A 13,933-nucleotide genomic window follows, 5' to 3' on the forward strand; every position below is an offset into this window, starting at 1 on the left:
CTTGCCCTACGTCTGCTCATATTTCGTCCTCGTTCCCGGAACCGCTGTTTTCCTTCATATCGCTATCAATGCGCGACCACGATTCGCGGCCGCATTTACCGCCTACGTAAAACCTACGTACTCTCCCCGGCACACCAATCGCCTATTATGCCCCGAGCGGCTGAACGGATACATGCTGCTCGCTACTTCTGCACATATTCGGAACCAACCCGGCACCCGCCGCCCACACGAACATCGGAAGCGCGTAGAACGCATATCCCTCGAACTGCACATACAGGTAGATCACCAGCACAAGCCAGCACACCATGGTTTTATTCCATGCACGATTACGACCCACATGCCACAACACCATCACCACCAGCACCAGCGAAGCCAGCGCCCCGAATTCCACGAAGAAACTGGTATAAGCGCTCATAGTGAACATATTGGTAGGCGTCACCTGCGCATACCACCCTTTGGGAGCCGACGCATTGAGACCCAACCGCTCCAGCGCATGCACTGCGGCGTTGGCGCCTTCATGTGTGGCATCGGAAAGATTGCCGGCACCATACCCGAACAGAAGCCGCATCGGATGCTTCAGTACGCCGGCCGCCGGCCCCAGAGACTGCCACAGACGGGCATAGAACGAACCATCTCCGTCAAACCCAAGCTCGGCAATCGAGCTCAACCGATGATTCATGGATACGCTGAGTGCGCCCAGCACTGCCGTACCGATCAGCTCGGCACAAGCCATAAGACGTCCATGCCACGTACGCCAGGCGTTCACCTCGATAATCACAATCATCAACGCGATAATCGAATCCAGAATGATCCGTACGCCAGCGCCCATCAGTACCGAGCCTACGGCGAATACCATCACCAGAATACGCAGACGGTTCGCACGTACACGATCACGCCCGCGCAACAGCCAAATCAGCGGCAGCAGAATGCCGAACAGATGCATGCCGATATAGCTGGGCTCGGCAAACAGGAATTGTGGGCGGCCTCCTCCCCACTGCGAGGCATCCGTCAAATACTGCCGGCTCATCAGACGCACGAAGAAATCACGCACGTAAGTCCAGTCGAACATAATCGACAGCCGCTGCAATACACCCACGGCGAACGCGAACCAGTAGACGATAACCAGCAGATCCACCATGCGACGCCAAGACAGTCGCTTGATGCGCAACGCAATATCAAGCGAAATCAGGCAGGCCAGCGCACCGATCACACCGGAGAACGAGATGATCACCGGAAGCCGGTGGAAAGTCACCTGACTCCAGTCGAATACGGACAATCCGACCAGCAACAGTGGAAACAGGAAGAACCCGCGGAATCTATGCCAGACCTGCGGCAAGCGACGCCAATTAGCCACCGCATATGCCAGAAACAGCCATGGGGAAAGCGGCGTCCAGAACGGCATATACGGCCCGGCCACCGTGCCATCGATCGGCAAAGCCGCCAGAGCGGCATAGAACAGGAAGTCGGAGGCGTCGGTCAGCACCGGCTCACGATCAAGCGAGACACCGGCACGGCTGAAATCGGCTTCGACAAGGTCAGTATTGCGGGTATCCACACCATGGTTCGCTGCGGATTGTGGTGTGACCTGCGTTTCGTGTTGTGTTGCGGTTCGCAGTTCAGTACTGGTCACTGTAGTCACCGATCGATTCCCATCATTCATCGCTTGTTCTCGCCCGTTCATCAATATTCAGCATCAGCATTCGGCGATATTGCGATACCTTCATTCGTTTCATCCACGGATACTGTAGTCGAACAGTATCGGGCAGAAGGTAAAGCCATGTGAATATGGTGCGAGGATACGGTGAAAACATAAAACAGGCCCGCATCATGCATTTATCGATGTTGCGGGTCTGTCCTTCGGCCGTCGCTACTTCAGTAATGTCCAGCCAGTACCCTCAGACGGTGTACGCGTACTGGCTGGTAATCTGAGGGCGGACGGGCGCCTCTTCCACACGATAATGTTTGCGCATACTGGTGAGAATGGTACGCAACGCCTTGTTGGTCTGCTCGGCGGCAATACGAAACTTGCCATACTCCTTGCCGTGCGGATCCTCGATATCCGCAGGTTCGGGAAGCATCGGACGAATGATGGAAGAAGCGTCAATCACCGACTGCAGACGCTCCTGAATGGTCAGCCCTTTGACCAGACCGTTGCGAGCGCAATACTCACACATATTGGCAAAGTCGCCCAGTAGGAATGTATAGCGCACCGCAGTCGGAGCCAAGGTGACAATATCCTTGCGCTGATCTTTCTCAAAGCACAGAATCAGGTCTGCGGAGCGAGCCATATCCTGCGTCAGTCGGCGGGACCGAAAGCCGCTCGGCTCTATGCCCACGCTTTGCATCAGCGTGGCGCTCGAAGGATCCATCTGATGCATCGGCAGACCGTGAGTGCCAGCGCTGGAAACGCGAATCGTGGTGCCGGCCAGATATTTGGTGAGCAAGAGTTCGCCCATAGGAGAACGACATATATTGCCGGTGCAGACGAACATAATGTGCATGGGCGTAGTCTTTCTCTTCGTGTTCTGGGGCAGTAGCGCCTGCAACGCGCTACATTGCGGCCTGCGTGCAAACCACTAGCAGCTCATTCTACTCATAATCTGGAGAACATCACACCGTAACGGCAACAATATCTCTTGATCTCTTGAGCGGACTCGGAATACACCTCAGTACGCGCCACGATGGCTGAGTACTGCACCGACTGTGCGGAACAGCAGCACAACGTCTCCGGTGATCGACCAGTTCTGCACATAAGCCACGTCCAATGCCTCGCTCTCCTCCTCGGACAAGTCGGAGCGTCCTGAAACCTGCCAGGGACCTGTAATGCCGGGCTTGGTGAGCATACGCGTGGCGTACAGCTTGTTATAACGCGCATATTCCTCGGGCAGCGGTGGACGCGGCCCCACTACGGACATGTCTCCCAGCCACACATTGAGGAACTGCGGCAATTCGTCGATGGAGAACCGGCGGATGAAATGACCGACCTTGGTAATGCGCGGATCATTCTTCATCTTGAAGATGAAACGATCGGTCTGACCGCTCTCCTCAGCCAGCTTGGCCTTGAGTTCGTCGGCGTTGACCACCATCGAACGGAACTTGTACATCTGGAACGGCTTGCCACGTAGGCCCAGACGGGTCTGCTTGTAGAACACCGGGCCGCCGTCGGTCACCTTGATGGCGATGGCCACCGGAATCGTGACGATCAGAGAAACAAGAATGGCCAAGGACGAAACCACAAGGTCAAACAAACGCTTGGCCAGGCGACGAGCCGGAGTGTATTGGGCCAGCCGCTGGGTCACGACCGTAACGCCCTGCAGATATCGAATCTGGAGCTCATGGTTCGTGGTGTCCGCAGCGGAAGTCACCGTGGCGATCTCCAGGCCCATCGATTCCATACGCACGGAGAAAATGTTGTAGTTGTCGGAATAACGGTGCAATTCGTCGGCAACCATTACGGTCTGGGCATTCATGTTCACGATGTTCTGCGTCAGATGATGATCGCTGTATTCCAATACCGGCAGATAGGAGCCCCACTCCTTACGAATCGCACGCTGCAGGGCCTCAACGTCCTCCACCGATTCAATGGCATCAGTCACGGTATTCAGATGGATCGGACATACGGCCACCGGTCGATAGCTGAGCTGCTGCCGGGGAGCCAGGAACTTAAGCGTGCGAATGATGCCTTCAGGCGATCCCACGATCACCGTGCCATACGCATATTCGCCTTTGCGACGCCCCCTCGTGATCATCATGCGGGTGATCACACGCTCGATCATGGTCAGCAGCCATCCGGCAATCACCATCAGGCACAGCGAGGTGAGCGTCAGATCGAAGTTGAAGAAGTAGTTAAAGGCGCACTGCACCACCCAGCACACCACCATGCCTTTGACCAGCAGCACATTGATCTGATACCCATCGCCCATAATGTGACGGTGATATATGCCCACCGCCCGGAGCGAATACACCCAGATGAACGCGGTGATGATCAGATACACCGTGGTGTTGAGCGTGAAATCAAAGCGCGGAGTGTAAAACGGCTGCGCCTCGTCACGGATGCCGAGCACTGCAGCACTGGCGATCATGAACATGGCTGCATCGCATAGCATCAGCGCCAGATTGATGAAGAATCGCCAATACAGGACGTGAGAGATCTGCTCCTGAGGGATGTCACCGAGTTGGCCGCCGGACCGCGCGCCAGTGGTTTTGCTCCTCGAGCTAGATCGTTTGACGGAGGAGGCTTCGGTACCTCTCGCTGTTGACGACGTCTCTTCAGACATCTGCTCTTCCTTTTTTACTGCTCTCTCAACTGCTTTGCATGTAGCCGTTCGCCTTGCGAATCCCGATGAACATCATATACGTCGATACTCGGTACCGCCACAGCCCAAGTAACCAAACCTCGGTATCCGACAGCACGATAAGCATCGTGACGCTCCACGAAACCACTGGGAGGACAACACTCCTCAGCATCCTACAAGCTGCCCCCCGACGTTTTTCCATTCGCACGATGCGGACGTGCACGCCTCGCTGGTGGCATTAAACGCATGGCAACCCGGCGACGATGGCATGCTCGTGGGCACCCCTGGGCGTAGGGTATTGGCGTGAATTTTCAGGAATTGCGGCGGGACTTACCCCGAGAAGAAGCATATGTTGATGGCAAGCTGACCCATGCAGCGTTCATCTCAATCGCGATTCTCACGTTCATTACCTTCGTCGGCAACTTCACGCAACTGCAGCTGAGTTCCGCACTGCCCATCATCGTCGCCGAATTCGGCATATCCGTGACTACAGGCCAGTGGCTCACCTCTATCTTCCAGCTGGTTATGGGCGTAATGGTGCCACTGACCGCGTTCCTGACACGACGATTCTCCACTCGCGAAATCGTGATCTGCTCGATGGCCGTCTTCACGGCAGGCTCTGTTCTGGCATGGTTGGGGCCGAATTTCGTATGGGTGCTGGCCGGCCGCGTGCTGGAAGCGGCAGGTACCGGCGTGATGTGGCCGGTGCTGCAGATCACTGTATTCTCCATCTATCCGTTGGCGCGACGTGGCTTCGCCATGGGCACCGTAGGCATGGCGATGAGCGTGGCACCGGCGATCGGACCCACGCTGGGAGGTTGGCAAACCGACGCGAACGGGTGGCGCTCGATTTTCCTGACCATGACCGTAATAGGCGTGATCTCGCTGTTGGCCGCCGTGTTCAGGCTGCACAACTTCGGCTCGCATGATGCCACCGCACGTGCCGACTTCTTCTCGGTGGCGCTGTCGGTCATCGGCTTCGGCGGACTGATGTTCGGATTCACCAATTCGGAAGGCTACGGATTCGTCGCTGCGGTGACATGGGTTCCTATGGTTGTCGGACTGATGGGCATCGTGTGGTTCGTGGTGCGTAACGTGCGTCGTGGCAGGACTTACCGCGCTGCGAAGGCAGCGCAGACAGACTCTTCCGGCACACTTCCCCAGCCGCCGCTGCTGGACTTGGCCGTGCTGAAGAACCGCTCGTTCACGATTGGCACCATCACCGCATCGCTGGCGTTCTTCGCCTTCAGCTCGATTCTGGTGATCATGCCGCTCTACATTCAGACCGACCGAGGCTACACGGCCACGATGAGCGGATTGATCATGCTGCCTGGCGCGATCGGACAATGCGTGTCGCAGTTCTTCGGCGGACGTGCGATGGATCGGTTCGGCGCGCGTCCTGTTGCCTTGTTCGGTTCAATCGTGCTCACCATAGGCACGCTGGGTATGTCGTTGGTGGCCATGAATACGTGGATCTGGTGGGTGTCGATCTGCCAGTTCGTGCGACAGATCGGTATGGGATTCCTGTTGATGCCCATCACCACATGGTCGCTGAATTGTCTTGACGGTCCGGACGAAGTGTCGGCAGGCTCGTCGGTGACGAATACGGCACGTCAGATCGCCGGTGCCGTAGGCGCACCGGTGCTGGTGATTCTGATGGAGACGTTCGCCATGTGGAATCGACAAAGCGGTACCTCGTCGGTCGCAGCCTCGATTTTCGGCATCCAGTGGGCATTGCGTGTCTCCGCACTGTTGTGTTTCGCGATGGTGCTGATGGTGGCGTTCGGCGTTCGTGGAGATGGTGCCGGACGAGCTCGCGACGCTGTCTCCCTGACCGCACTGCGCCGTCGATTGCATACCGCCCGCCGATAATTACTTGACGAACGCTCAGCAGACGTTTGCCAAAGCGCGATGTACCGCACATTCTTCTGCCCATCAGCCAACCAACCGTGTACAGTGACGTGTAGTCATAGCAAGAAGAGCAGCAGCGCAGAAAGGAGCGAGATCATGACCAACGGCCATATCAATCCCGCCAACGTACCGGACATCGCCTTGAAGGACGGTCATTCCATTCCACAGATCGGCTTGGGCGTGCTGCGCATCGACGACGAAGGCGTGAGCCCCGTCGTCGAATCCGCTCTGGAGGCCGGCTACCGTCATATCGATGGCGCAGCAGGCTACAACAACGAAGCCGGCGTCGGACGCGCTCTTGCCGCAACCGGCTACAACAAAGGCGCACAACGTGAAACCTTGTGGGTCACCACCAAATTGCGCGACTCCCAGCAAGGGTACGATTCCGCGCTACGCGCCTTCGAGGACTCCCTGTCCAAGCTTCAGCTCGACTATGTGGACATGTACATGATTCACTGGCCCACCCCGTTCGATTGGCGCAGCACCGACACATGGAAGGCGTTCGTCAAGCTGCGCGACGAACGCTTCGCCCGTACGCTTGGCGTGTGCAACTTCATGCCCTCCGATCTTCAGCGTCTGTACGAGGAGACCGGCTCGTGGCCGGCCGTCAACCAGATCGAGCTGCATCCCACTTGGCAGCAGCGCGAAGTGGTGGCGTTCTGCAAAGAGCATGGCATTGCAGTGGAAGCGTATTCGCCGATGGCACGCGGTGCCGACCTCAACGCCGGCAATGGCACGATCGAACGCATTGCCGCTGCGCATGGCGTCAGTCCTGCACAGGTAATTCTGCGTTGGCATGTCGAAAACGGTACGATTATCATTCCCAAGTCCGTCCACGCCGAACGCCAGCGGGAGAATCTGGATCTGTTCGGTTTCGCACTGACGGCCGACGAGCATCAGGCCATCGACGCCCTTGACGGTCCCACCCGTGCAGGCCATGATCCGGCTACCTTCACATACGCCTGATCGCGTCGCTTTCGTTTTCGCGATCCATTCACCCACCCTGATCGATGACTCGACGCAGATCTTCCGTTCACTTTCGCAGCCGGCGTTTCAACGCGTCCGGTCCGCTTGAACGCATACTGATTCTCGCCGTTCTAGCATTGGCCATAGGCGTGACCATCGGCCTTTTGCTGCCTGAGGTCAGTTCCGATACCGCTCGTGCGGTCGGCCGATACACCGCCACCGGGTCCGCGGCAGACACACTCGCCGCCCTTACCGTCGACGACAATCAAAACTCGGCGGGCTATGATCGCAATGCGTTCGGTTTCCGTGAAACCGATACGGACGGCAATGGATGCGACGTGCGAGAAGACGTGCTTGCCCGCGACTTGACCGACATCACCTATAAAACCAGCGGCAGCTGTGTGGTGCAGTCGGGGACTCTCGCTGATCCATACACCGGCAAAACCATCAATTTCACGCGAGGACGTACTACGTCCTCCGCAGTGCAGATCGATCATGTCGTGGCATTGGAAAATGCATGGCAGTCCGGTGCACGCGACTGGGACAGCGCTCGGCGTCGCGAATTCGGTAACGACCCATACAACCTGCTGGCTGTTGATGGTCCCGCCAATCAGGATAAAGGGTCCGCCTCAGCCGCCTACTGGCTGCCCACCAACAGTGGATACCGGTGCGCGTACGTGGCACGGCAAATTGGCGTCAAGGATAAGTATGGCTTATCAGTCACCTCCGCCGAAAAGGATGCGATGCTCGCCGTCCTGCATTCCTGCCCGGGACAGGCCGTACCGGAAGACTGAGGGAAACGGTTAACGCACGCAGCCAATGCAGCCGGTACAGGTGAAGAACAGGTAGCACGATTCAGACGGGAAACATCGATCCGATATCAGCGAATACCCCGGTAGCAAAAGTAACAATCGAACGCTATACCTTATCTCTGGAACAAGGTGAAGGTAGAAACGCAAGATCATGAGCGCGAACAGCAACGACACGAATCAAGAAACACGCAACAATCAAGATCACACATCAGCCAATCAGACATTTGCCGGTAGCCCGACCATAGCCAATGGCAATCGTCACGGTCGCGGCTACGGGCGAATGCACACCATAGACAAGCGCCGAACCATTCATCCCGAGGCCACACGGCTGGGGCTCGATCACCCGGATATCAATCTGCTGGACGCCGAAGCAGTGGCACAACGGGATCGCGGCGAAGCCGAAATCGACAAGGAGCGGCGTGCAGCCTCCGTCAACGCTGCCGGCTCCAAGAAAACCGCCCAACATGGGCATGCGCTGGCCGGTATCCTCGGACCGGCATTCGTAGCTGCCGTAGCCTATGTGGATCCCGGCAATGTGGCCGCCAATATCACCTCTGGCGCACGGTACGGGTACCTTCTGGTGTGGGTACTGGTACTCGCCAATGCGATGAGCGTGCTTATCCAGTACCAGTCCGCAAAGCTGGGCATCGTGACCGGCAAATCCCTGCCCCAATTGTTGGGCGAGCGTATGGGGGACGCCGGTCGATTCATGTTCTTCGCCCAAGCTGAGGTCATCGCCATTGCCACCGATCTCGCCGAGCTGATCGGCGGTGCCATCGCATTGAATTTGCTCTTCGGCCTGCCGTTGTTCATCGGCGGCTGCATTATCGGCGCGGTTTCCACCGTATTGTTGCTGTTCGAAGGCGGCAAAACGCACCGCATGTTCGAGAAAATCGTTATCGCGCTGCTGCTGGTGATTACTTTCGGTTTTATCGCGGGACTGTTCATCGCTCCGCCGAACCCATCCGATGTGGCAGGCGGCCTTATTCCACGCTTCACCACCACGGACTCGGTGCTGATGGCATCCTCGATGCTAGGTGCCACGGTGATGCCCCATGCCATCTACTTGCATTCCACGCTGGTCAACGATCATTACGCCGGCGGCCAGGCAAAGCCTACGATCAAGCGACTGCTGGACGGCTCCAAAATAGATGTGGTGTGGGCATTGCTGCTGGCCGGTACGGTGAACCTGAGCCTACTGATTTTGGCCGCCAACTCGCTGTACGGCATGAACGGCACTGACTCCATCGAGGGCGCGCAACACGCGATCGTTTCGGTGCTTGGGCCGGTAATCGGCACGATTTTCTCCATCGGCCTGCTGGCCTCCTCCCTGAGCTCGACTTCAGTGGGAACATATGCCGGCTCCGAGATCATGCACGGTCTGCTGCGCATCAAGGCACCAATGTGGGCTTGCCGCGTGGTCACACTGGTACCTGGACTGATCGTGTTGTGGTTTGCACCGAATCCTACAGAGGCCTTGGTTATTGGTCAGGTAATTCTTTCAGTGGGTATTCCATTCGCCATCATTCCGCTAATGCGGTATACGCACAGTAAGGAACTCATGGGTCAGTGGGTGGATGGCCCGGTCAAGCATGTGTTGTTCATCGCAGTGGCTGTGCTGATCATTGCCCTGAACGTGCTGCTCATCGTGCTCACATTTCTGGGCAAGGCGTAAAGATCAGTGTGCGTTGCCGCTGAAACGTAAGCGGCGTCGCGTATGCGCCAACGCGTTGTATGTATTGCTGCGCACCTTATGCACCTTATGCAGCACATGAGTCTTTGCCGGATGCTCAACGAGTTGTGGCGCGCGCGATCACTTGGGATGTGGTGGTCAACAGCTCCGGCGCGGTGATGCTTCCCCGGATACGTCCCAAAATACGCCCGACCGCAGTCGGAGCGGTCCAATCCAAACGGGAATCCATAGTAGTGAGCGGAATCTGAAGATACGGAGCCTCTTCATTGTTGTCGAATCCGATAACCTGCACCTGATCAGGCACCACATAGCCCGATGTACGCAGAGCGGTAAGCGCGCCGATGGCCAACTGGTCGTTCAACGCCACCGCACCATCGAACGGCACTCCCGAATCGATAAGCTGCTGGGTCACACGAGCGCCCGCACCGATTGTCCAATCCTGATCGGTGGATCCGATCAACCGGGGGTCAATCGCAAGCCCGCGACGATGCGTTTCCTCGATCACGCCCCGCAAGCGCAATTGGGCATTGCCCTCCACCGCCGCAAGCAACGCGGATTCGTCATAGGCGTTGCGGGCACCTACTACAGCAAGACGTGAAGAACCATGATCGTAGAGATATCCGGCTGCGCTCGCCGCAGCGGATACATCGTCGGGAGTCACATGGTCTGCAATGCCCCACGTGGTACGGGCCCCGACCACAACCAATGGAAAATCAACGTTTAGGTCTTCGGGCGTGATGTCCTCGATCTCGCTCATCGATAGGATCATGCCGTCAGACACAGTGGAGTTGAATGTCTTCAATACGTCGCGAGCGCCTTTGGCGGATCCTTCCGCATAGGTGGTGACGTATACGGAATAATCCTGTTGACGGGCGGCATCGATAATGCGATTCGCCAGTTCAGCCAGATATGGCGGCGTAAGAGAAGGCACGGCAAGAGTGATGAATCCGGTATGGTTGCGGTTCAGATTGCGCGCAGCCACATTGACCTGATAGCCGAGATCCTTGATGACTTGCTCGACCTTGGCACGAGTCTCATCGGTCATTCGGCCGGATCCGTTGATCACATTCGAAGCGGTTTTGAGTGAAACTCCGGCGGCCTGAGCCACATCACGTAACGTGACACGTCTCTTGATGGTATTCGCGCCGCTCATTTCCACTCCGTTCCTCCGACTGCGTTCGGTATCTCCCTTATAAGGGGCACTTCGGCACCTTCGGGGAGATCTATCTGCGTTACAAGGGGCTCATCAGTGACATTCCGCCAAGTATCAGCGTTGCAATTGTACGGCTGATACTTGTCACATTCCCGCTAAAGTGCCCCTTGTAACGCAGATAGATGTTTCCCGAAGTGGAAATCGACCCCTTGTAACGCAAGTACCCTGCATCCGCATACAACTCCCCGCGGAATACAGCTGAACGGCGGCCGGCACCTCCTTACTTAGCGTTCACTGCGCATAATGAGAACACCGTTGCGCATGATGGCATAAGTCCCTTTGGCAACCGACTCGCAACGATACGCGACAACCGGTTCGCCATGGATGCCCGTAATCTCCACCGGCTGCTTGGAACGGTTGAGGTAGCAATCGAATCGCACGGCACCATCAGTGGATCGACGAACAGTGTGCAGAATACGTGCATCGCACGTCTGAGATGAATCAGCGGCTGTCTGATCGCTGGGTAACGGCAACGCGTCAGACAACAGGCCAACCAGGTGAGCGATGTCTTGGCGGTCCAGATCACACCCGATGTAGATGGCCTTTCCTGCACCGTATGAGTGAGTGGTAATGGCGGGGGTGCCGTCGAGTTCCCAGTCTGCGGCCGCGGGCCCCTGATACGTGGTGATGATCTGGGTATCCGGAGCGGTGGAGGTCACATCGTTTTGCCAGAGGCGGGTGGTCATTCCATTGGACAAGGTGATTCCAGCGGGCTCGTCTTCCGCCTCAGAGCCAAGGACGTTGAATTCCTCGGAACGAATGCCGAGCATCTGGCGTAACAGTCCGTTGCCAGCACCGGGATAGCCGCCAAGTCCGACATGGAAACGCTCATCGACGAGACCGGTGGCATAGCCGATAATCACGGTGCCGCCGGTTTGAGCGAAGTCGGCGATACGACGCGTATCCACGTCGGGCAGCGCCAGCACGGTAGGCAGGATAATGATCTTATACTGCGACCAGTCGTAGGCGAGCGGCACAACATCGGCACGGCGTCCGACATCCAAAAGTCCGCGGTACCAGTCACGCACGTCATGCCAGTGGCTGAGCTTCATGCTTGGCAGGGTCTGGCAACGTGTAGCCCATTCAGATTCGGCGCTGAACAGAATAGCCGTATCCGCATGTTCCAGTTCCGTGCCCTGCAATCCCGCATCGGACAGCGCCTCCAAAACAGCGCCAAGCTCGCATACGCCTCGGAACACCTTCGAATCCTCACCGGCATGAGGCACCATAGCGGAGTGGAATGCCTCCGCGCCCGAGGAGGACTGTCGCCACTGGAAGAAGTTGATGGCATCCGCTCCCATGGCCACATGGGCCAACGCGTCGCGGACAAGCTCGCCGTGGCGTTTGCGCATGTTCAACGGTTTCCATTGGACGGCCGATGTGGAGTGCTCCATCACGTACCATGGTTTGCCAAGCGCCAGCGAATCCATAAGTGCATCCGAACAGGCGAGCTCGTCCAAATGGGATTCACCCTCGTGGAAATAGTGGTCGTTGGACACGAAATCCACCTCGTTCGCCCACTTGGCATAGTCCATCGCGCATTGATCGGTGGAGACCATGAAATTGGTGGTGAACGGTTTGCCGGGGCAGATCTTTTCGATAGCATCGCGTTCGGCCTTATAGAAATCGAGCAGCATATCGTTGCCGAATCGCTCGTAGTCGAGTTGCTGGGCTGGGTTGACCATCGCGTCACCACCCATATGGCGAGGCAACAGGACTTCCTCGAAACTGTTCACGTGCTGGGACCAAAACGCGGTGCCCCACGCGTCATTCAACTGCTCGATCGTGCCGTACTTGTCTTTGCACCATGACCGGAACGCATGAAGGGCGTTGTCGGAGTAATCGTAGCGGTTGTTCCATCCGTACTCGTTACCCATATGCCAAGCGGTCACGTACGAATTGTTTGCGTAACGTTCAGCCATTGCGCGGCATAGGCGGAGCGCATACTCCTTGAACACCGGACTCGTCGGCTGCCAGGACTGTCGGGAGCCGGCGTTGACGATATGCCCATATCGATCTACCGGCAGTACTTCAGGATGTTTGTCATATAGCCAGATCGGCGCGGTGGCCGTAGCTGAGGCAAGGTCCACTGCGATGCCAGCTGCTCCGAGCTTGTCGATGACCATGTCCAGCCAATCGAACGTGAATTCGCCTTCGCGGGGCTCGATCCTGTCCCAACTAAAGATAGCGAGGGCAACGGTATTGACATGCGCCTCACGCATGAGACGAATGTCGTCGTCAATGACCTCATCCGGCCACTGGTCCGGGTTGTAGTCCCCGCCGAAGGCGATGCCGCGACCGGTCGAGGTCAGCAGTGCCGGCCACTTGAACGATCTTCGCTCAGTCATGGTTCTTCATTTCCTTATGTTGTCAAGCTTTTGCCTATTATCGATGGAACGAAACGACGCGATTCCCCCGGCATCTCCTGTCCTCTGCAGCCGGCCCTCGCCAGCGCTCCTCCCCCCTCCACCCCTCCTCCCGCGAAAATGGCTCACTGACGACAAGTCACAGAGACATATTCGCGAGAGGGGCTACGAGAGGGGCGAGGGGCTACGGGGGAGCCACTCACTTCCCGGGACCGGTCATTCCTTGACGGCGCCGGCGGCCAGGCCGGACTGCCAGTACTTCTGCAAGCACAGGAACGCGATCACCAACGGGACGATCGTGATCAGGGAACCCGTGATCACCAGGTTCTGGATCGCCTGACCACCGGCCGTGGACGCCTGGTCCTTCCACTGGTTCAAACCGATCGTCAACGGATACCAGTCCGCGTCCTTCAACATGATCAACGGCAGGAAATAATTGTTCCACGTCGCCACGATCGTGAACAAAGCCGTCGTCACGATACCCGGCGCCAACAGGGGCAGGCTGATCGTCCAGAACGTACGGAACTCGCTCGCGCCATCCACACGCGCCGCCTCCAACAACTCGGTCGGCACGGCCTGCTCACTGAAGATCCACATCAAATACAGGCCGAACGGGCTGATCAACGACGGGATGATCATGGCCCACGGCGTGTTCGTCAACCCCAGCTTGGCGAACA

At 57.4% G+C, this 13,933-nt stretch carries 10 protein-coding genes; 4 read left to right on the plus strand and 6 right to left on the minus strand.

Annotated features, from left to right (window positions below):
* Window positions 1-145 precede the first annotated feature (145 nt).
* The 3 genes from CUU80_RS05765 to CUU80_RS05775 all read right to left on the minus strand — a co-directional run bounded on the left by CUU80_RS05765 (window position 146) and on the right by CUU80_RS05775 (window position 4,277).
* Window positions 146-1,660, minus strand: a complete 1,515-nt coding sequence (locus CUU80_RS05765; RefSeq protein WP_243388652.1) for a hypothetical protein — start codon at window positions 1,658-1,660, stop codon at window positions 146-148.
* 235 nt (window positions 1,661-1,895) lie between these two features.
* A complete protein-coding gene (locus tag CUU80_RS05770; protein WP_100496354.1) occupies window positions 1,896-2,501 on the minus strand; it encodes an arsenate reductase/protein-tyrosine-phosphatase family protein in 606 nt (201 codons plus the stop codon).
* A gap of 165 nt (window positions 2,502-2,666) precedes the next feature.
* Window positions 2,667-4,277 (minus strand): sugar transferase, encoded by a 1,611-nt coding sequence (locus CUU80_RS05775; protein WP_100496355.1) that lies wholly within the window; start codon window positions 4,275-4,277, stop codon window positions 2,667-2,669.
* A 321-nt stretch (window positions 4,278-4,598) separates the two neighbouring features.
* Here CUU80_RS05775 and CUU80_RS05780 point away from each other — a divergent pair, with 321 nt between their 5' ends.
* The 4 genes from CUU80_RS05780 to CUU80_RS05795 all read left to right on the plus strand — a co-directional run bounded on the left by CUU80_RS05780 (window position 4,599) and on the right by CUU80_RS05795 (window position 9,659).
* On the plus strand, window positions 4,599-6,167 hold the full coding sequence (locus tag CUU80_RS05780) for an MDR family MFS transporter (protein WP_243388654.1): 1,569 nt from the start codon (window positions 4,599-4,601) through the stop codon (window positions 6,165-6,167).
* A gap of 135 nt (window positions 6,168-6,302) precedes the next feature.
* Window positions 6,303-7,172, plus strand: a complete 870-nt coding sequence (locus CUU80_RS05785) for an aldo/keto reductase (protein WP_100496356.1) — start codon at window positions 6,303-6,305, stop codon at window positions 7,170-7,172.
* Between the two features lie 44 nt (window positions 7,173-7,216).
* A complete protein-coding gene (locus tag CUU80_RS05790; RefSeq protein ID WP_165775845.1) occupies window positions 7,217-7,966 on the plus strand; it encodes an HNH endonuclease family protein in 750 nt (249 codons plus the stop codon).
* A gap of 169 nt (window positions 7,967-8,135) precedes the next feature.
* Complete coding sequence (locus tag CUU80_RS05795) at window positions 8,136-9,659, plus strand: Nramp family divalent metal transporter (protein ID WP_243388655.1); 1,524 nt, start codon at window positions 8,136-8,138, stop codon at window positions 9,657-9,659.
* 115 nt (window positions 9,660-9,774) lie between these two features.
* Here CUU80_RS05795 and CUU80_RS05800 read toward each other — a convergent pair whose 3' ends face one another.
* The 3 genes from CUU80_RS05800 to CUU80_RS05810 all read right to left on the minus strand — a co-directional run.
* Window positions 9,775-10,830, minus strand: a complete 1,056-nt coding sequence (locus CUU80_RS05800; RefSeq protein ID WP_100496357.1) for a LacI family DNA-binding transcriptional regulator — start codon at window positions 10,828-10,830, stop codon at window positions 9,775-9,777.
* 284 nt (window positions 10,831-11,114) lie between these two features.
* Complete coding sequence (locus CUU80_RS05805) at window positions 11,115-13,238, minus strand: beta-galactosidase (RefSeq protein WP_100496358.1); 2,124 nt, start codon at window positions 13,236-13,238, stop codon at window positions 11,115-11,117.
* 234 nt (window positions 13,239-13,472) lie between these two features.
* Window positions 13,473-13,933, minus strand: a 461-nt coding sequence (locus tag CUU80_RS05810; protein WP_133119395.1) for a carbohydrate ABC transporter permease, incomplete at its 5' end; no start/stop codon positions are given.

The organism is Bifidobacterium scaligerum, from assembly GCF_002802865.1.
In the GTDB taxonomy this organism is placed as follows: Bacteria; Actinomycetota; Actinomycetes; order Actinomycetales; family Bifidobacteriaceae; genus Bifidobacterium; species Bifidobacterium scaligerum.

Coding starts and splice junctions, on each gene's coding strand:
- CUU80_RS05795 (WP_243388655.1), top strand. CDS start 8,136: ATGAGCGCGAACAGCAACGACACGAATCAAGAAACACGCAACAATCAA.
- CUU80_RS05765 (WP_243388652.1), bottom strand. CDS start 1,660: ATGAATGATGGGAATCGATCGGTGACTACAGTGACCAGTACTGAACTG.
- CUU80_RS05785 (WP_100496356.1), top strand. CDS start 6,303: ATGACCAACGGCCATATCAATCCCGCCAACGTACCGGACATCGCCTTG.
- CUU80_RS05775 (WP_100496355.1), bottom strand. CDS start 4,277: ATGTCTGAAGAGACGTCGTCAACAGCGAGAGGTACCGAAGCCTCCTCC.
- CUU80_RS05800 (WP_100496357.1), bottom strand. CDS start 10,830: ATGAGCGGCGCGAATACCATCAAGAGACGTGTCACGTTACGTGATGTG.
- CUU80_RS05805 (WP_100496358.1), bottom strand. CDS start 13,238: ATGACTGAGCGAAGATCGTTCAAGTGGCCGGCACTGCTGACCTCGACC.
- CUU80_RS05770 (WP_100496354.1), bottom strand. CDS start 2,501: ATGCACATTATGTTCGTCTGCACCGGCAATATATGTCGTTCTCCTATG.
- CUU80_RS05790 (WP_165775845.1), top strand. CDS start 7,217: ATGACTCGACGCAGATCTTCCGTTCACTTTCGCAGCCGGCGTTTCAAC.